The sequence below is a fragment of the Pseudomonas sp. B10 genome, from assembly GCF_900156235.1.
GTDB classification, from domain to species: Bacteria; Pseudomonadota; Gammaproteobacteria; order Pseudomonadales; family Pseudomonadaceae; genus Aquipseudomonas; species Aquipseudomonas siliginis.
In genome coordinates this window covers 3,667,368-3,686,024 of the sequence record NZ_LT707063.1, presented here as the reverse complement: position 1 = coordinate 3,686,024, position 18,657 = coordinate 3,667,368, and the positions used below count along the sequence as shown (strand labels likewise).

At 59.7% G+C, this 18,657-nt stretch carries 13 protein-coding genes, 2 rRNA genes and 1 pseudogene; 10 read left to right on the top strand and 6 right to left on the bottom strand.

Annotated elements, in window-relative coordinates; translation table 11 throughout:
• Positions 1-71: 71 nt before the first annotated feature.
• Positions 72-410 (top strand): hypothetical protein, encoded by a 339-nt coding sequence (locus tag BXA01_RS16805; RefSeq protein ID WP_016772279.1) that lies wholly within the window; start codon positions 72-74, stop codon positions 408-410.
• 190 nt (positions 411-600) lie between these two features.
• Here BXA01_RS16805 and lapD read toward each other — a convergent pair whose 3' ends face one another.
• Positions 601-2,553 carry a cyclic di-GMP receptor LapD gene (gene lapD, locus BXA01_RS16800; protein ID WP_076564913.1) on the bottom strand — a complete coding sequence of 651 codons (1,953 nt, stop codon included), beginning with the start codon at positions 2,551-2,553 and terminating at the stop codon, positions 601-603.
• A gap of 14 nt (positions 2,554-2,567) precedes the next feature.
• Positions 2,568-3,260: a cysteine protease LapG gene (lapG, locus tag BXA01_RS16795; protein ID WP_024011112.1), complete on the bottom strand. Its 693-nt coding sequence runs from the start codon at positions 3,258-3,260 to the stop codon at positions 2,568-2,570.
• A gap of 196 nt (positions 3,261-3,456) precedes the next feature.
• On the opposite strand from lapG, the gene BXA01_RS16790 reads away from it, so the two are divergent.
• The 5 genes from BXA01_RS16790 (at position 3,457) to BXA01_RS16770 (ending at position 10,463) form a co-directional block, all read left to right on the top strand.
• Positions 3,457-4,167, top strand: coding sequence for a GntR family transcriptional regulator (locus BXA01_RS16790; RefSeq protein WP_041479716.1), 711 nt, complete (start codon positions 3,457-3,459; stop codon positions 4,165-4,167).
• 700 nt (positions 4,168-4,867) lie between these two features.
• Complete coding sequence (locus BXA01_RS16785; RefSeq protein WP_073476741.1) at positions 4,868-5,644, top strand: DUF3050 domain-containing protein; 777 nt, start codon at positions 4,868-4,870, stop codon at positions 5,642-5,644.
• Positions 5,641-6,570 (top strand): diiron oxygenase, encoded by a 930-nt coding sequence (locus tag BXA01_RS16780; protein ID WP_076564912.1) that lies wholly within the window; start codon positions 5,641-5,643, stop codon positions 6,568-6,570. Before BXA01_RS16785 ends, BXA01_RS16780 begins: the two co-directional genes overlap by 4 nt.
• A gap of 10 nt (positions 6,571-6,580) precedes the next feature.
• Complete coding sequence (locus BXA01_RS16775; RefSeq protein ID WP_076564910.1) at positions 6,581-9,973, top strand: non-ribosomal peptide synthetase; 3,393 nt, start codon at positions 6,581-6,583, stop codon at positions 9,971-9,973.
• Positions 9,974-9,995: 22 nt separating this feature from the next.
• Entirely contained in the window at positions 9,996-10,463 is a 468-nt protein-coding gene (locus BXA01_RS16770) for an SRPBCC family protein (protein WP_076564908.1), read from the top strand.
• A gap of 146 nt (positions 10,464-10,609) precedes the next feature.
• On the opposite strand, the gene BXA01_RS27720 is transcribed toward BXA01_RS16770, so the two are convergent.
• Together BXA01_RS27720 and BXA01_RS27715 are read right to left on the bottom strand one after the other, a co-directional pair.
• A complete protein-coding gene (locus tag BXA01_RS27720; protein WP_370593577.1) occupies positions 10,610-11,395 on the bottom strand; it encodes a methyl-accepting chemotaxis protein in 786 nt (261 codons plus the stop codon).
• Between the two features lie 117 nt (positions 11,396-11,512).
• Positions 11,513-12,490: pseudogene (locus BXA01_RS27715) on the bottom strand (cache domain-containing protein); the annotation flags it as partial.
• Between the two features lie 311 nt (positions 12,491-12,801).
• Here BXA01_RS27715 and BXA01_RS16760 point away from each other — a divergent pair.
• From BXA01_RS16760 to BXA01_RS16745, 4 genes are all read left to right on the top strand, one after another.
• A complete protein-coding gene (locus BXA01_RS16760; RefSeq protein WP_076564906.1) occupies positions 12,802-13,302 on the top strand; it encodes a sigma-70 family RNA polymerase sigma factor in 501 nt (166 codons plus the stop codon).
• On the top strand, positions 13,302-14,303 hold the full coding sequence (locus BXA01_RS16755; protein WP_076564904.1) for a FecR domain-containing protein: 1,002 nt from the start codon (positions 13,302-13,304) through the stop codon (positions 14,301-14,303). The genes BXA01_RS16760 and BXA01_RS16755 overlap by 1 nt, the downstream gene beginning before the upstream one ends.
• An 86-nt stretch (positions 14,304-14,389) precedes the next feature.
• Complete coding sequence (locus tag BXA01_RS16750; protein ID WP_076564902.1) at positions 14,390-16,891, top strand: TonB-dependent siderophore receptor; 2,502 nt, start codon at positions 14,390-14,392, stop codon at positions 16,889-16,891.
• Between the two features lie 76 nt (positions 16,892-16,967).
• Entirely contained in the window at positions 16,968-18,146 is a 1,179-nt protein-coding gene (locus tag BXA01_RS16745; protein ID WP_076564900.1) for a PepSY-associated TM helix domain-containing protein, read from the top strand.
• Positions 18,147-18,212: 66 nt separating this feature from the next.
• Here the strand turns inward: BXA01_RS16745 and rrf (BXA01_RS16740) are convergent.
• Both rrf (BXA01_RS16740) and rrf (BXA01_RS16735) read right to left on the bottom strand, forming a co-directional pair.
• Positions 18,213-18,328 (bottom strand): 5S ribosomal RNA (gene rrf, locus BXA01_RS16740).
• A gap of 105 nt (positions 18,329-18,433) precedes the next feature.
• Positions 18,434-18,549, bottom strand: a 5S ribosomal RNA gene (rrf, locus tag BXA01_RS16735).
• Between the last annotated feature and the right edge of the window lie 108 nt (positions 18,550-18,657).

The window sequence follows — 18,657 nt, the reverse complement described above, 5'->3', positions numbered from 1 at the left end:
GCCCCGCATACTGGCGCGCAGTTGGCTATGCTGCTGACAGCATGACGCTGTTCATTTGTGAGGGATGCTCAATGTTTTACGTGCAACGCGATGCGCAAGGCCAGTTGATTCGCGTGGAAGCTGCGGCATACGCCGAGGCCACGGAAACGCTGCCCGCCGATAACCATGAGATTCAGGCGTGGTACGCCAACGAAGCCGTGGAAAACAGCCTCAAACAGCTCAAGCAGAGCGACTTTGAAATGATTCGGGTACTCGACGACCTGATTCAGGTGCTGACCCAGAAAGGCGTGATCCGCGTCACTGACCTGCCGGCGGCGGCCCAGGCCAAACTGATGGACCGCACCCAGGCACGTGAAGCGCTGGGCGGGTTGAGCCAGTTGATCGATGAGGATGAGGGCGGGTTGATCTGATCCTGGATCTTCACCGACTGGACTGGCCCTTTCGCGAGCAGGCTCGCTCCCACAATGATCGTTCCCACGCTCCGCGTGGGAATGCATCAAGGGACGCTCCGCGTTCCGACCGCAACTCAGTTATCACGGCCCGTCACCGTTGTGACGCAGAGCGTCACGGGCTGCATTCCCACGCAGAGCGTGGGAACGATCAGTTCAGGCCCCAAGGCTTCGGCTCACCGAGCAACTGCCCCTGCACGCCATACAAGCCCATCTCGCGAATCACTGACAGCTCCCCTTCAGTCTCGACCCGTTCGGCAATCAGCGGCAGATCGATGCTGTGCGCCGCGCGCTGGATCGCTTCGATGAACAGACGCTTGTCGCTCTCCTGATCGATCGCGCGAATGTAGCTGCCATCGATCTTCAAATACGCCAGACCCAAGCGCGCCAGGTTGCCGATCATGCTGAAGCGCCCGCCGAAGCGCTGCAGGCTCAGCGAGAAACCAAGCTCGCGCAGGCGTCGGGTCAACTGCTCCAGCACCGCTTGTTCAGGCAGTTGCTCCTCGCCGATCTCCAGAGTCAGGCGTGCGCCGAGATTGGAATGCGCGCGCAGAATCTCGAAGACTTTGTTCAGCGCCTGCGGGTCGGCCAGCGTTGCCGAGGACAGGTTCAGCGCCAGCGAATCCTCGTGCCCCTTCATCTGCTCGAGCACGCGTTCGAGCATCAGCCGATCGAGCCGCGCGGTCCAGCCGAAGCGCTCCAGCCACGGCAGAAAGCGCCCGGCGGGAATGGTCTGACCCTGCTCGTCGAGCAAGCGCGACAGCACCTTGTAATGCAGCACCAGTTGCGTGTCCTGCGCAGCGACCACGGGCTGGAAGTACAGCTCGAAACGCTGCTGACTCAAGGCCTGATCCAGCAGTCGATGCCAAGCGTGATGGTCGTCACCGACCTCCGCCACCAGACTCTGATCGATGCACGCCCAATTCTGCTCGCCCTGCCCTTCGGCCTGTGCGAGCGCCTGATCGCCCAGTGTCAGCACCGCTTGCGGGGAGTCGCCGTGAGCGAAGGGCGCCAGCCCGATCGAAGCCACCGCCGGCACATCGGTCGCGCCGGTGGCATGCAGGCTGCTCAAGGCATTGTCGAGATTCTGCGCCAGTTGCAGCGCTTCCTCACGCACCAGTCCCGGCGCCAGCACGGCGAATTCACCGCCGCGAATACGCGTGACCAAGTCCTGGGTTTGTGGATATCTGGCGCACTCGCGGGTCAGTTGCTCGCCGACGGCCTTGAGCAACTGGTCGGTACGCTGGCCGCCGAGACGCTGGTTGAGCCCGGCCAGGTCCTTGACCCGCAACAGCAGCAGATAACCGGAACTGGCCTGCTCGGGATTGCTCACGCGGTTGTTCAATTGCATCTCGAAATAGCGGCGGTTGGCCAGGCCGGTGAGGTTGTCCTGATAGGACTCGGTACGCAGTTTTTCACTGCGCTCGGCCTGCTCCTGAAACAGCGTCTTGAGCTTCTCGACCATCTGATTCATCGCCTGCACTACGCGACGCAATTCAGGCGTGCGCGGCAGATCCGGCAGGCTGAGAAACTCGCGGCGGGCAATTGCATGGGACTGCTGGACCATGTAATCGAGCGGCTTCAACTGCCGACGCAGCAACAGCGCGCCGAGCACCGCACTCAATGCGCCGCAGATCAGCAACCAGCCAAGGCTGCCCAGTGCGCTCTGCCATAGCTTGGCCACGGCGAACATCGGATGGCTGACCACCTCGACCCGCGCCGCCTGCTCCCAGCCACGGCTGACCAGCGCATCGCCACCGGCCGGCTCGAGGCCGATCAGTTTGACGAACCAGTCCGGCACATTGCTCACCGCCGGGGTACCGCTGCGCTCGACAATGGTCTGCTCGGTCTTCACGTCGACCACGCGGATGCTCGCGTAATAACCGCTGTCGAAAATCGAACTGACCAGCAGCTCGACCATCGCCGGGTCGTCGATATTCGGCGTCAGCGACAACGCCAGCGCCGTCGCCGCGTCCTGTGCGTGGGAGCGCAACTGGTTGACGTACTGGGTCCGCGAGCTCTCCAGGCTGACCATGAAGCTGCCGGTGAAGGCCACGACCAGGAACAGACAGATAGCGATCAACAGCTGTTTGAACAAAGACATCTGAGCGCGTGCTCCTAGTTAGTCGTCTCGACCGGAAAACCTTCGGCCTGCATTTTTTTCAGCACATCCTGCCAGCGCGACAGGCGTTTGGTGTCGCCCACCTTTTTATTGCCCTTGGCGCCTGGCAGATACAGGCCTTCGGCATTGAAAGAGTAGACCGGCAGCAAATCGGTCCGCTGCGACGCCGGCTGGATCGGATCGATCAGGCTGTCAAGCACCAGCGGCATGGCATCGGGGGTCGCATAGTACGTCAACACCATGTGCGCGCGGTTCTGCCGCAGCGCCTTGACGTAGGTGATGCGCAGCTTGTCACTGGAAACGCCGAGATGGCGCAGGCTGAAATACTTGGCGATGGCATAGTCTTCACAGTCGCCGGCGCCCTTCCACAGCGCTTCGATCGGGGTTTCCCAATAATCCACTTCGCGCCACAGATCGATGTCTTCGACGTAACGCACCTGCTTGTTGAAGAACAGGTTCACCACCTTGAGCTTGTCCATCTCACTGACCTGCTTTTGCGTCGCCAGCAGATTCTGCCAGGCGTCGATGCGCTGCTGCCCCGCGCCCAGTGGCCCATAAAGAGCCGTGGCCTTGCGGCTGATCGCGGAAAAATCCCAATCGGCGTGCAGGCCGCCCAGCATGACGCCGGCCAGCAGCAATGCGCAGCCAAGCCAGCGCAAGGTCCGAGGGATCGCGAAACGTACCGCCACTGCAGGTTTCCAGAAGGACAGAAAGGAAGCGTTTGATGGTGAAGCTTAGCCCGGCAAAAAACAATGGCACCGTGAGATCATCGAAGACACGCTAGACTTGAGATTGCCGCGCAACGTTTTACAAGGTTTGACAACCTGTAGAGCAATCACTAGTGTCATTTGGATCCAAATATTGCGACCTACAGGGTGTGTTGTCGTGACTCAGAAGCCCAAACCGCTGCACAGCATCAAAGTCGAAGGACCGATTCCTGCGCATCTGGCCCGGTCGGTGATTGAAGAAACCCTACGCTCGGCCATTCTCGATGGCCGCCTGCCCTGTGGCACTGCGCTGCGCCAGCAGGATCTGGCCGATCTGTTCGGGGTAAGCCGCATGCCGGTGCGCGAAGCCTTGCGTCAGCTCGAAGCGCAAGAGCTGCTCAGCGTCACCACGCACAAAGGCGCCGTAGTCGCACCGCTGATCCAGGGCGATGCCGCTGAAACCTACGAGTTGCGCATTTTGCTCGAATCCGAGGCATTGCGGCAGTCCATTCCGCTGCTGACTGAGGCCGAGCATCAACTCGCCGCCGGCTACATTGAAGAACTGGAAACGCAGCGCGACTACAACGAAATCGGCCGCCTCAACCGTCTGTTTCACATGGCCCTGTACAGCAAGGCGCCCAATCAGCGACTGCTGCGTCTGGTGGAAGACGGTCTGAACGAAGAAGAACGTTTTCTGCGTTTCAATCTGGAAGCCATGGGCCTGGGCAAGCTGTCCCAGGATGACCATCGCGCCATGCTCCAGGCCGTGATCGAGCGCGACATCCCGCGCTCGCTCGAAATGCTGGAGCAGCACCTCAACCGTGGCGTCGAGGTCATCACCCGCTACCTCGCGACTCCCGCCGCACAGAAGCGCCACACCGCGCGCTGATATCTCGTACGTCGAATAATCCCCTTACAAATCTTCGCGACCGCTCTGCTGCCAGCGCTGGCAGCGGATCGGCGCGCGCGCGGCTGCCCGCCTCGCCCTGGCGGACACGTTGTCCTCAGTGCCGATGACCAATCGGTAATAGCCCTGACGGCAATTTACCCGCACTCTTCCAGCGCCACCCCTACAGAACGGGGACGCGCCGCCCTGACGGCACAGTCCCCGCAACAGGAACCTACGGAAGGAGCCTTGTCACGGGAAACAGGAAGTCATGGCGCCGGTCCCGGCCAACTTTCGCCTCCTTTGAATTCATAAACTTTCCTTGTTTAAAAAGTTGCTTCGAGTGAGGCATTCACTCTTGTTATCGATTTTGGCCGTTATTAGCCGAAAGGAGTAACTACGCCCCAATAAAACTTGCTCTGAAAGTTTTATCGGCCACTCTCATATTCAAAAAACAGCCAATTTAAAATAATTGAAAATAAACTTGTTAAATGTATTTGCCCTGTATTAGTTTTTCTCTCGCCAGGTTTGAACGTCGCCGTTCAGCGCGGCATACCTCACGCAGCAGATGCAGCAACCGTGGCGCCGCAACTGCGTTACAGCGCAATCAAGCTATTGCCCGGACAAGTTCCTATCCAACTTGCTCGACCATTTACAGCAATTGCAAAGAACCGTGCATTTCATATCAATGATAAAGGACATCATGATGCCTACTAAGCAGCAACTCGCCTTGAAGAAAGCCGAACTGAGTATTCATCCGATTTTTTCCGAGATTACTTCGTTATCGGTATTACGCCGTTTCATGGAAACCCATGTATTTGCCGTATGGGACTTCATGTCGCTGACCAAGCGCCTGCAACAGGAACTGACCTGCACGCGTTTACCCTGGTTGCCGCCGCGCGATCCCCACGCCGCTCGGTTGATCAACGAGATCGTGCTGGGCGAGGAATCGGACGATCGCCTCGATGCCGGCCACTACAGCCACTTCGAGTTGTACCTGGATGCGATGCGCGAAATCGGCGCGAGCACCACGGCGGTAGAGCGTTTCGTCGCATTGCAGCAGGAAGGTGTGAGTTATGACGTCGCGTTGCAGAGCGTCGACGTCGACCCGGCGGCGGCGCAGTTTGTCCGCGATACCTTGCGCATTGCCCTGGAGGCGCCGGGACACAGTGTCGCTGCCGCGTTCCTGCATGGTCGCGAGAGCGTCATTCCGACGATGTTCCAGCGCATCCTCGATGACTGGGGCATCGGCATCGAACAGGCACCGACCTTTCGCTACTACCTGCAACGGCATATCGAGGTCGACTCCGAAGACCATGGCCCCGCCGCCGAACAGCTGCTGGAGCGTCTGGTCGATGGCGATCCGCAGCGCGCAGCCGAGGTTTACGCCAGCGCCATCGCCGCCGTGGACAGCCGCATCGCCTTGTGGGACGGGCTGCGCCTGAGCATGGGCGTGGAAGTTGCCGAGGTGGCCCAATGAACGCTGCCGACTATCAATCCTTCGCCGAGGCCTGGGAAAGCCGCGCGACCATCCGCACCCGCCCGCGGCGGCTGCTGGAAGACGATCAGCGCCTGATCTACCCGCTCAGCCGCCAGCCGCTGGTGCTCAGCGAAACCTTCCTGCGTGAATGCCCGCAACAACGTGATTTTGCCCTGGTGCAGACGTTGTACAAATTCATCAACGACGTAGTGATTTTCGAGACTGAAATCGTCGACAAGACCGCCCGCAGCATTGCCAAGAATCGCTTTGCCGTGGCGTTCCCGTTCGCCTGTCGCTACGACGCGATGACCGTGGTGGTCGATGAGGATTACCACGCGCTGGTGGCCATGGACTTCATGCAGCAAACGGTCGCGCTGACCGGTATCGAGCCGATTCAATTGCCCGATGAAATCGAGCTGAGCCGGGCGATTCCCGCCGCTGTTGCGCTGGCGCCGGACCACCTGCGCAGCGCGGTGGAATTGATCTGCGTGGCGATCGCCGAAAACACCGTGACCGGCGATGTCGCCGCGTTCGCCCGCGACGATTCGGTCAAGCCGTCGATCAAGGGCCTGATGGCTGACCACTTGCTCGACGAGGGTCGCCACTCGAGTTTCTGGGCGCGGATGGTGCGCATCTATTGGCACACCGCCAGCGACGCGGACCGCGAAACCATCGCGCAGATTCTCCCGGTGTTCATCGGCCATTACCTGACCAACGACATCCAGAAGTCCTTCGATTTGCGCCTGATCGATGCGCTGACGGTCAGCGAAACCACTCGACATTCACTGCGCGACGAAATCGCCGGACTGGCCTTCCCGATCAATCGCCACCACCCGTTGGTGGGCAACATCATCAGGTTTTTCCACAACAGCTCGCTGCTCGCCACACCGTGCGTGCAGCACGCCCTGCGCGACTATCTGGCTTGAGGAGGCCGACATGAAACGTCTCGACATTTTGCTCACCGGCGCCAGCCAGGCCATGACCGATCTGGCTCGGGAGCTCGAGCAGCATGGCCATGCTGTGACCCGCAGCGGCGTGGCTCAAACGGCGGTGGATCTGATCATCGACGATGGCTTTATCGCTGCCGGCGACTTCTGCGCGATCCCGCATCTGCACCTGCGCCTGGGTATCGCCGCGCAAGACCATGGCGGCCTGCCGACCCTCGACTTGCTGTGCTTCCTCGGCTCGTCGCTGATCCGCCGCGTACCGATCGGCGATGAGCCGTCCGGCAACGGTCAGTCTCTCAGCCAACGAGCGCTCGCCCATGTGGTCGATGAAGTGGCGTTGCTGGTCAGCCGCTTTTCCCGCGATGCCGATTATTTGAGGCATGCCCCGGCCCTCAAAGCGCCGGATTTCGAACGGCTGGAAGATCTACTGTTTCTCGACAAACTGGCGTACGTCCACTGTCTCAATGACACGGCAAACCCGGCGCTGCTGGAGCAGGCGCAAATCCCGCTGATCGAGCGTCTGCAGCAAAGCCTGATCGAGCATGCCGAACGACCGGCGCTGCATGTCGGCGGGAAGACCATCAGCTACGAGCAGCTGCACGCCCACAGCCGCGCGATTCAACAGCGCCTGCTGCCGTTGCTCGAGCAACATCCGCAGCCGTGGGTGGTCGCTGTCTGCCAAGGCAAAAGCCCGGCACTGTTCGCCTCGATTCTGGCGATTCTCGGCAGCGGCGCGGTGTACTTGCCACTGGAGCCGAGCCATCCATTGCCGCGTCAGCAATACATCCTGGAAAACGCCGGCGCGGTGCTGTTGCTTCACGATGGACAACAGGCGCTCAGCGAGTCGATAGCGGGGCTGGATGTCAGTGGCATCGAAGCGCCGAACGCCGATCTCGCCCGGCCGCTGATGCAGCACCGCCCGGAACTTGATGCGCCGTGCATGGCGCTCTACACCTCGGGCACCACTGGGCATCCGAAAGGCGTGCTGCTCAGCCAGGCCAATCTCGCCCACTTCACCGCGTGGTACGCCGACTACGTGCAGCTGCACGCCGAGAGTCGGGTGTTGCAGTTCTCTTCGCTTAGCTTCGATTCTTCGCTGATCGACATCTTCCCCAGCCTGCTCGCAGGGGCGGAACTGATCGTGCCCGACGACACCCAGCGCCGCGATCCTTTGCAGCTGGTTGCGCTGATTCGTCGGCGGCAACTGACCCACGCCTTCCTGCCGCCGGCGCTGTTGAGCATCCTGCCGCTGGAACAACTGGAGGGCGTGCAGGTGATGACCGGCGGTGATGTCTGCGAGCCGTACGTCATCGAGCAACTGACCCGCCAAGGCACCCTGCACAACCTGTATGGCCCGACCGAAGCCACCGTGCTGATCACCGCGCGCCAGCTCAAACCGGGCGACAGCAACCGCACGCTGGGAGGGCCGATCGCCAACAGTCGGGTGCTGATTCTCGACGACGATCTGCAACCGGTGCCTGATCAAACCGTCGGTGAGCTGTTCATCGTCGGCCCTGGTGTCTGCCTCGGTTACCTGAACAATCCGCAGCAGACCGCCGAGCGTTATCTGAGCCTGTCACTGCCCGGCGGCGAAACCCTGCGCGCCTACCGCAGCGGCGACATGGCCAAGTGGGGCGAGCACGGTATCGAGCTGTGCGGGCGGCGCGACAATCAGGTGAAAATCCGTGGCTTTCGCGTAGAGCCGGAAGAGATCGAGCGCTGCCTGCGCGAGAGCCGCTTGTATCGGCAGATCGCCGTGGTCATCGACAGTCAGCGGCGCATTCTGGCGTTTATCGCCCAGCCACAGACCGAGACTGCCCGCGACGCATTGAAGGCTCACGCCCGGCAGTTTCTGCCGGACTACATGCAACCGGGAGCGTGGACCGAACTGGCGCAGATGCCGTTCGCCAGTAACGGCAAAGTCGATCGCAAGGCGCTGTTGGCATTGCCGGTGACGGTGCAGGACAGCGCTGCGAAATGCCTGCCGGTCAACGCTGACGAAGCGCTGCTTCTTGAGGTCTGGGCCGAACTGCTGGAACTGCCGACCAGCGACATTTCCACTGACGAAAGCTTCTTCAATCTCGGCGGTCATTCGATTCTGCTGTCGCGGATGTTGCTGCGCTTGCGTGAGGAATTCGGCCGAAGCATTTCGATCAATCGCTTCATCGAACTGCCCACTATCAGCAAACTGGCGACGCTGGTGCGCGGCATCGATGACAGCGCCGTGCTCAGCGCTCAGGCCATGGCCGACGCCGAGCGCGCGCTGGATATCGAACCGCTGCCGATCAGCCGCATGGGCGATGTGCACAAGGTCATCGTCACCGGTGCGAACAGTTTTGTCGGCGTGCACATCGTCGAAGCGCTGCTCGGTTGGGGCGCCAGCGAAGTGGCCTGTCTGGTGCGTGATAGCGCCGGTCAAACGGCGACGCAACGCTTCGCTGAGGCACTGCGCGAAAACCGTCTGGAGCACCTCGACCTGAGCCGTGTGCGGGTTTACGCAGCTGATATCAGTCGCCCGCAACTGGGCCTGGGCGATGAGGATTATCAGCGCCTGGATCGCGAGTTCGGCGCACTGGTGCACAACGCCGCGAACGTCAACCACGTGCTCGATTACGAGTCCCTGGCGGCGGATAACGTCGAGCCGATATTTGCCCTGCTGAAGCTGTGCGAAGGGCAGCGCAAAAAGGTCTTCAACTTTGTCTCGACGCTATCGGCATCCAGCACCGTGGATGACGCCGGTCGAGTTCTGGAACTGCCCGCCGCCGCGACGCCGCCAATCTATATTCGCAACGGCTACAACCTGTCGAAATGGGTCGGCGAACGCATCCTCGAACGGGCGCGCGAGCGTGGTGTACGGGTCAATCTTTATCGCCCTGGCAACATCAGTTTCAACAGCCTCAGCGGCGTTTGCCAGCCGCATAAAAACCGTTTGATGCTGATGCTCAAAGGCTCGATCCAGCTCGGTCAGGTGCCGGCGTTTGCGCTGAATTTCGACCTGATGCCGGTGGACTTTCTCGCCCGCTTCATCGCCTTTCATGCCAGCCGTTATTCAGCGGATCGCGCGGTGTTCAATCTGCACAATCCCGAGCCGCTGAGCTGGGATGCCTACGTCGCTTCGTTCCGCGAAACCGGCAGCGAGTTTGCGCTGGTCAGCGTCGCCGATTGGCAACAGCAACTGAGTCGGGTCGACGCCGACAACGCGCTGTTCGGCGTGCTCGGTTTCTACCTCAACGGCTTCGAAGAAGACATCGGCGACATCTCCCTGATCGGCCACGCCAACGCCGAGGCCGGCGTGCGGCAGATGGGCGCGCACTACCCACAGAAATCCCCGGCGTTGCTGCGTCGCGGCTGCGACTACCTGAAAGAAATCAACTTCATCTGACTCATCCACAAGGAGCAACACCATGATCAATCTGCAACCCGACACCCTGATCAAAAACCCGCAAGGCTGCCACGTTGTGTCGTCGGTGGAAGTGCCGGCGGACGCGGCACAGGTATGGGCGGTCGTTGGCGATTTCGCAGGCTTCGAACGATTCATTCCAGCGCTGGCGCACACCGAAATGACCGGCGAAGGCGTGTCTTCGCTGCGCAAGAAAATCTTCAAGGACGGCAACGTCGTGGTCGAACAACTCAACTCGCGCGATGAACAGGCGCGGCGCATGACCTGGACGACGATTTACAACACGTTGGGGGTGGCGAACCTGTGGGCGGCGATGCAAGTGGAATCGCTGAGCGCAGGGAAGTCGCGGGCGACCTGGACGATCATTGCCGAACCCGCTTCCGGTGGGGAAGAGGCGTTGCCGGGGTTCAAGGATTTTGTGCAGGGGTTTGCCGATGATGCGATGGGCAATGTGCTGAAGCTGTTTGTCTAAGGCTTCGGCTTTGCGGTGATTGTCAGACCGCTTTCGCGAGCAGGCTCGCTCCCACATTTTGATTGCATTCCTGCTGTAGGAATGCGGTCAATTTGTGGGAGCGAGCCTGCTCGCGAAGAACGATAACGCGGTCTGCGATCTATGAATCAGATCTTGAAACTGTCGACCAATTGCTTCAGGCGATTGGCCTGCTGCGACAACGCATCACAATCCTTCAACGTTTCATTGAGGTTGGCCACGCTCTGCTGGTTCAACAGGTTGATCTGGTTGACGTCGACGTTGAGGGTTTCCACCACCGCAGTCTGCTCTTCAGTCGCAGCGGCCACCGACTGGTTCATACCATCGATTTCGCCGATGCGCTGGGTCACGCTGACCAGGCGCAGACCGGCCTGATTCGCCACTTCCACGCTTTGCTCGCTGGACGCCTGACTGGCGTTCATCGTGCTCACCGCTTCGCGCGAGCCGACCTGCAGCGAGGTGATCATCTTGTGGATCTCTTCCGCCGATTCCTGAGTGCGATGCGCAAGGTTGCGCACCTCATCGGCAACCACGGCAAAACCGCGCCCGGCTTCACCGGCACGCGCGGCCTCGATGGCAGCGTTGAGCGCCAGCAGGTTGGTCTGCTGCGAGATGCCTTTGATCACATCGAGAATGTGGCCAATGTTATCGGTGCTGGCGTTCAGGGTTTCGATCTGCGTGCACGACAGGCTGATCTTCTGCGACAGCTCGGTCATCGCCTGAATGGTTTGCTCGACCACCTGACGACCGTCGTCAGCTTGCTCGCTGGCGCCGCTGGCGTGCTGCGAAGCATCCGCCGCGTTGCGCGCGATCTCCTGAGTGGCGGCGCCCAGCTGATTGATCGCCGCCGCGACGCTGTTGGTGCGCGCACTTTGCTCGTCGGAACCGACGATCGAAGCGTTGGACGAAGCCATCACCCGTTGCGACAGGTCATGTACGTGACGGGTCGCCGACGACACTTCGGAAATCGATGCGTGAATCCGTTCAACGAACTGGTTGAACGCGCTGCCCAGTTCACCGAACTCGTCTTTGCTCTCGACCAGCAGACGCCGGGTCAGATCGCCCTCGCCCTGGGCAATGTCTTTCATCGCGCGGCCCATAGTGGTCAGTGGACGCATCAACACGTTGATCAACAGGCTCAACAGCAACGCAATCGCCGCGACCGCGACAAACATGGCGATCAACGCCGAGGTGCGGAATTGGCTGAGTGCGGCGTAGGCCTTGTCGCGATCGATCGACAGACCGATGTACCACTGCGCATTCGGCAGATCGCTGACCGGGGTGAACGAGAGAATGCGTTCCTGGCCGTTGAGCACGACGTTCTGGTTGCCCTTCTCGATGCGCACGCTGGTGTTCGGGTAGATGTCCTTGAGGTTTTTCATTACCTGATCTTTGTCCGGGCTGACGATCACCTGACCGTCGGCACTGACCAGAAACGCATGGCCGAGGCCACCGAAGTCCACCGAGTTGATGATCTTCACCAGAGTTTCCAGGCTCAGGTCACCACCGACCACACCGAGCAATTCACCGTCCTTTTTCACCGGCATGGCGATGGTCACCACCAGGCCACCGACGGCCGCCATGTACGGCGGGGTCAGCATGGTTTTATCGGCGGCCACGGCCTGCTTGTACCAAGGCCGCTGACGCGGATCGTAACCGTCCGGCATCTTCGCATCGGGGCGCTGGGTGAAGACACCGTTGGCCTGCCCGACATAAGTGAACTGAAAGTTCGACGTGAAGGCCGGTTGATCGACAAGACCGGGGAGGTCGGCATTCCTGCCTTGATGGGCAACGTTCTGCGCGAGGTTTTCCAGCACCAGAATGCGCCCGCTCATCCAGTTCTGCACGCTGCTGGCGGTCAGGTCACCGGCCTGTTGCACGGAGGACTGCAGGTTCTGGCGAATGGTGTTTCGCTGCAAGTAATCGTTGTAGAGCGTGAACAGCGCGAACGCCAGGACGACGACGCCCGAAGCGGCCAGGAGGATTTTATGGCTGAACTTGAGATTCATTTCATGGGACTTCTTATGCCAAAAGTGGGGATGCGTTCCGGTTGCAACATTCCATGTACAGCGCAGGCAGCGTTCTTCTGGCCGCTCTACTTTGGTGCACGCATTTCTCACCAGTCTGTCGGCCAACGGCGGAGAAATCTTAGGGGCGCGTGAGAAATGGGCGGGGTTTGTGCAGGATTCCCGCCGAACGGCGTGCCAGAGCGGCTGCGAGGGAATTTTTCGCATCGACATGGGCGCGACAGTTGCAAAATCTGTAACCCTTGATGACAATGCGATTAATTATCATTTGTGACGTTCGGGCTGGCGTGGTCATGTCTTCACCTGAGTTGGTCGTACAGGCGCTTTACGGTAGTCATCACGGCTGGCTCAACGCTTGGCTGCGCGCGCGGCTGGGCAACGCAGCGGATGCAGCGGATCTGGCTCAGGACACCTTCCTGCGCCTGCTGCAACGCACCGAACGCCTCGAACTGAAAGCGCCCCGAGCTTTCTTGCGAACCATCGCGCGCGGCCTGGTGATCGATCATTGGCGCCGCGAGGAAATCGAGCGGGCCTATCTGGAGACCATTGCTCACATGCCTGAAGGCGAAGTACCTGACGCCGAATCGCGCGCGTTGGTGCTGGAGCTGCTGGAAAGCATTGCGCGCATGCTCGAAGGACTGAAGCCGAAAGTGCGTCAGGCGTTTCTCCTGGCGCAGTGCGAAGGTTTGACTCACAAACAGATCGCCGAGCAGTTGGGCGTGTCGGTACGTTCTGTGGAACGCTACGTCGCCGATGCGCTGTATCACTGCTATGTGTTGCGGTATGAAAGCTGATGCCTGTGGATAACCTCTCACTCGGTCGCCGCGTCGAACCGCGCCAACAGGTGGTCAAGCAAGCGATTCACTGGCTACTGCGGCTGCGCAACACCCACGGCAATTCGCGGCTGACTCGCCAATGCGAGCAGTGGCGCGCCGAGCATCACGAACATGAAATCGCCTGGCAGCGGGTGCAGTCGCTGCAAGCCGAATTGAGCTCCAGTTTGCGCGCCGTGCCGGGTGCGCAGGTCGCTTTCAACACCTTGGAAAACAGTGCGCAGGGGCTGGGCCGACGCCAGGCTTTGAAGTTGTTGTCGGGCGCGCTGTTGATGGGCTCCGCCGCGTGGCTGGCCAGGGACAGCGCCGCTTGGCAGCAATGGAGCGCCGACTACGCGACGGCGACCGGCGAACGGCGCGGTTTCCAGTTACCCGACGGCACGCGGATCGAACTCAACACCGCCAGCGCCGTAGACCTGGATTACACCGCGCAGCAGCGCCTGATCAAACTGACCCGTGGCGAGATCATCGTTACCTGCGGCGGCTCTGACGAGGGCGCGGCGACCGATCGACCGCTGCGCATACAGAATCGCCACGGCAGTTATGCGCCGGTCGATGCGCGTTTCATTTTGCGTCAGGAAGAACAGTGCACGCGGCTCAGCGTTACTCGTGGCCGGGTGTTGGTTCGCGCTGGCGGTCTTTCCCTCGAAGCACTCGCCGGGCAGAGTTTTCTGGTCGATCAAAGCGGTTTGCGCGCAGCGCCGACGCCGGATATGGATGCGGGCGCCTGGCTCGACGGTTTGATTGTCACGCGCAATATGCGGCTGGGTGACTTCCTCGCTGAAGTCGGCCGTTATCGCCCGGGTTATCTCAATTGTTCGGCGGAGATCGCAGACCTGCGCCTTTCTGGGGTGTTCCGTCTGGAGGACACCGACAGGCTGCTGGCGGTCCTGCCGCAGACGCTGCCGGTGCAATTGCGTTATCGCACCCGCTGGTGGGTGACCCTGGAACGTGCGGCGTGATTATTTTTGGCGGGTTTTCGCAGGCAGTCCGGCTTAGTCAGTAAGCACTTCAAATCAGCCCTCGCGACTGCCTACGGAAATCCACAATGACTGTCCGCGCCACTTGTAAGAACCCTCTGAATTTCACTGCAGAATCGACACTACTGCGCCATGCGGTTCGGGCGGCACTGCTGACCACCGCGCTGGGCGTCAGCGTATTACCGAGCCTGAGTCTGGCCGCCAACACCGGCACCGAGATCAGCCATCGCTACAACATTGCTGCCGGGCCATTGGGCGAGGCGTTGAATCAGTTTGCCCGGCAGGCCGGCATCACCTTGGCGATGACGCCGCAACAGACTCAAGGTCAGCAATCTCCCGGCGTGCAGGGCGAATATTCGACCGACCAGGCCTTGAGCCATTTGCTCGGCGGCTCAGGACTGGAAGCCGTCAGCCAGGACGGCAGCATTTACATCCTGCGCCCGCTGGCTGAAAGCGAAGCGCTGGCCTTGCCGACCACCGACATCAAAGGCTTCGCCCTCGGTAACGCGCTGGGCAGCATGGCCGGCTACAACGCCACGCACAGCCAGATCGCCACCAAGACCAGTACCGCCCTGCTGGAGACCTCGCAAAGCGTATCGGTGGTCACGCGCGAGCAAATGGATGACCAAGGCTCGCAGACCGTCTCGCAAGCGATGCGCTACGCCCCGGGTGTGCTGACCAACCCGTACGGCGCCACGCACCGTTACGACTACGTGGCGATGCGCGGTTTCAACGACGGCTCGGTGGACAACATCTACCTCGACGGCCTCAAGTCGATGGGCGACAGCGGCACTTACAGCACCATGCAGGTCGATCCGTATTTCCTTGAGCGTGTGGACATTCTCAAAGGCCCGTCGTCCGTGCTGTACGGCCGTAGCTCGCCCGGCGGTCTGGTCGCGCTGACCAGCAAAAAACCGTTGTATGAGGCCTACCATCAGGTGCAGGCGACAGTGGGGACGCAAGGCCAGCGTGGGGTTGGTTTTGACTTCAGCGGTCCGGTCGATGACGACAAGCGCATTGCCTATCGTCTGACCGGATTGAGCGATCAGTCCGACACGCAATTCGATCACAACAAGGAAAAACGCTTCGCCCTCGCGCCGACGTTGAGCATCGATTTCAGCGAAGACACCTCGCTGACCCTGCAGGCCTATCTGCAACACGATCCCGATGGCGGCTACCACGGCGGCGTTCCGGCGGACGGCACGATCCATCAGCGCAATGGCGAGCGCATCTCGCCGCGCTTCTTCGAGGGCGAGCCGGGTATCGATGGTTACTCCCGTGACCAGCAGTCGTTTGGCTACCAGTTCGAACATCGCTTCAACGACGTCTTCACGGCACGGCAGAACTTCCGCTATCTCGATTCCAAAGTGAACATGGATCAGGTCTACGCCTATGGCTGGACCACCCCGACCAGCAATGAACTGAACCGCTATTACACCGGCGGTGATGAGCGCCTGCATGCGTTTATCGTCGACAACATGCTGCAGGCCGAATTCTTTACCGGCGCGACCAAGCACACGGTGCTGATGGGCGCGGATTATCAGCGACGTAAAACGGTGGTCGACTGGACCAGTGGTGGACTGGCGCCGATCAATGCGTTCAATCCGGTGTACGGCAACTCGGCGATCGAGATGTACGGCGAGACCAGCTATCTGCGTCGCCTCGAACAGACCGGTGTGTACCTGCAAGACCTGATCGAGATGGACAAGTGGCGCTTCTCGCTGGGCCTGCGTCAGGACTGGGTGGAGACATCCGATGAAAACCGCATCGCCGAAGCGGGGCGTCCGGTGGGTACAGAGATCAATGATCGGCGCACGAAACTCACTGGGCGTGCCGGCGCTTTATACCTGTTTGATAATGGTCTGGCGCCATACATCAGCTACTCCGAGTCGTTTAACCCGAACTCCTATGCCGACAGCGCCGGTAATCCACTCGCCCCTACCGATGGCACACAGTGGGAAGTCGGTTTGAAGTATCAGCCGCCGGGCACCGATAACCTGTTTACCGCCTCGCTGTTCCGCATCGACCAGGAAAACCTCGCGACCAAACTGCCGCAGGAGAACTTCTACCGCGCAGTCGGCGCCGTACGCTCGCAAGGTCTGGAGCTGGAAGCGCACATGCAACTGACCGATAACTTGAAAGTACTCGGTAGTTACACCTTCACTGATATCGAATATTCCAAATCGATGATCAGCACCTTGAGCACGCCGACCGATGTCATCGAGAACAAGGGCAACTCACCGACTCAGGCGCCGCGACACATGGCCTCGCTGTGGGCTGACTACAAGTTCGACAGTGCCGCACTTGATGGTCTTCGCTTGGGCGGTGGGGTGCGCTATGTCGGCTACAGCTGGGCCGATGCGGAGAACACGATGAAGGTGCCGTCTTACACGCTGTTCGATGCCTCGATTGGTTATGACTTGGGTAAGGTCGGCTTGAAAGGTGTGGATATCCGACTCAATGCAAACAACCTGACCAATGAATCCTATGTCGCGTCCTGCGCCAGTCTGAACTTCTGCTACATGGGCGAAGAACGCAACGTAGCGGCGACCGTCAGCTATCAGTTCTAAAGCCGTGTCCTGTGCATAAAAAAGCCAGCCCCTGATATCAGGGGCTGGCTTTGTCGTTTCTTCGGGGGTGTTCTGTATGCGTGCGTTTCTGGTTTTATTGCATCGATATATCGGCCTGGCCATTGCGGTGTTTCTATTGCTGGCGGGCCTTACAGGCAGTGTGCTGGCGTTCAATCATGAACTGGATGAATGGCTGAATCCGCAATTCTATAAAGCGACGTCAGTGGGTGAACGCCTGCCGCCCGGCGCGTTGGTAGAAGCGGTGCAGATTGCACATCCGAAACTGCAAGTCTGGTACATGGAGTATCCCCATGAGACGGGGCAGACGGCGCTGCTGGCAGCAGTTCCGCGCAACGATCCTGGGACGGGCCAGCCATACGACGAACGTAATCAAGTGTTCTATCTGGATCCGGTCAGTGCGGAACAGAAAGGCGCCCGTTACTGGGGTGAGTGCTGTTTCAAGCGGGAGAACTTAATCCCGTTCATTCTGGAATTTCATTACAACCTGACATTACCGGGTAACTGGGGATTGCTGTTGATGGGTGGGGTGGCCATCGCGTGGGTGATCGACTGCTTTGTTGCATTGTGGCTGACCTTGCCGCGTGGCAAGCCATTCTGGAAGAAGTGGGCTACTGCGTGGAAGGTCAAAGGCGGGCATGCCTACCGCTTGAACTTCGACCTGCATCGCGCCGGAGGATTGTGGCTGTGGCTACTGCTGTTACCGATCGCCGTCAGCAGCGTGGCGATGAACTTGCCGAGCCAAGTGTTCAAGCCTGCGGTTTCTTTGTTTTCGCCCATCGAGCCGAGCGTTTATGAAGCCAGAGGACGAATGCCCGCCAATCAACTGGGGACGACACAGTTGAGTTATCAACAGGCGTACGAAAGGGCATTGCAGGAAGGGGAACGATTAGGGCTGACGGCGGCGATCGGCGAGTTGTATTACAGCTTTGAGTACAACTTCTACGGCGCAGGATTTGGACAGCACGATACGGACGCTCACGGTAAATCCTGGTTGTTCTTTCACGGTACCGATGGCCGATTATTGGGACAGGAGATCGCGGGACAGGGCACGCTTGGAGAGCAGTTCTATCGACTTCAGTTGCCCATACATGGAGGACGGATCATCGGGGTGACAGGGCAGGTAATGATCGCGGTACTGGGTGTGTTGATTGCGGGGTTTTCAGGGACGGGCGTTTATATCTGGTGGCGCAAGTGGCAGGCAAGACGCAACAGCAAGACTCGCAGAACGGCATGATCTTTCGTAGACGCTTAAATGACAAAACCCCTGTCTGCGTTAGCAGACAGGGGTTTCGGAATTCAATCTTGACGATGACCTACTCTCACATGGGGAAACCCCACACTACCATCGGCGATACATCGTTTCACTTCTGAGTTCGGGATGGGATCAGGTGGTTCCAATGTTCTATGGTCGTCAAGAAATTCTTTATCTGGCCCGTCAACACGGTAACAAGCCAGCAAAAACAGGAACTTCTACTAAAACAAAACCCCAACTGCTTTCGCAATTGGGGTTTCGGAATTTAATCTTGACGATGACCTACTCTCACATGGGGAAACCCCACACTACCATCGGCGATGCATCGTTTCACTGCTGAGTTCGGGATGGGATCAGGTGGTTCCAACGCTCTATGGTCGTCAAGAAATTCGGGTACTGACTCGTGACCAGACGGCCTCGCTTCAGCAAATTGGGTATGTGACAGCTAGGTGTTTGTGAACTTCGAACTTTCGGTTCGTTTCGTCTTCACACA

What these genes read in the sequence shown, in the direction of transcription:
- BXA01_RS16805 (WP_016772279.1), top strand. Translation starts at nt 72, where the DNA reads ATGTTTTACGTGCAACGCGATGCGCAAGGCCAGTTGATTCGCGTGGAA.
- lapD (WP_076564913.1), bottom strand. Translation starts at nt 2,553, where the DNA reads ATGTCTTTGTTCAAACAGCTGTTGATCGCTATCTGTCTGTTCCTGGTC.
- BXA01_RS16785 (WP_073476741.1), top strand. Translation starts at nt 4,868, where the DNA reads ATGATGCCTACTAAGCAGCAACTCGCCTTGAAGAAAGCCGAACTGAGT.
- BXA01_RS16780 (WP_076564912.1), top strand. Translation starts at nt 5,641, where the DNA reads ATGAACGCTGCCGACTATCAATCCTTCGCCGAGGCCTGGGAAAGCCGC.
- BXA01_RS16775 (WP_076564910.1), top strand. Translation starts at nt 6,581, where the DNA reads ATGAAACGTCTCGACATTTTGCTCACCGGCGCCAGCCAGGCCATGACC.
- BXA01_RS16770 (WP_076564908.1), top strand. Translation starts at nt 9,996, where the DNA reads ATGATCAATCTGCAACCCGACACCCTGATCAAAAACCCGCAAGGCTGC.
- BXA01_RS27720 (WP_370593577.1), bottom strand. Translation starts at nt 11,395, where the DNA reads ATGGCTTCGTCCAACGCTTCGATCGTCGGTTCCGACGAGCAAAGTGCG.
- BXA01_RS16760 (WP_076564906.1), top strand. Translation starts at nt 12,802, where the DNA reads ATGTCTTCACCTGAGTTGGTCGTACAGGCGCTTTACGGTAGTCATCAC.
- BXA01_RS16755 (WP_076564904.1), top strand. Translation starts at nt 13,302, where the DNA reads ATGCCTGTGGATAACCTCTCACTCGGTCGCCGCGTCGAACCGCGCCAA.
- BXA01_RS16750 (WP_076564902.1), top strand. Translation starts at nt 14,390, where the DNA reads ATGACTGTCCGCGCCACTTGTAAGAACCCTCTGAATTTCACTGCAGAA.
- BXA01_RS16745 (WP_076564900.1), top strand. Translation starts at nt 16,968, where the DNA reads ATGCGTGCGTTTCTGGTTTTATTGCATCGATATATCGGCCTGGCCATT.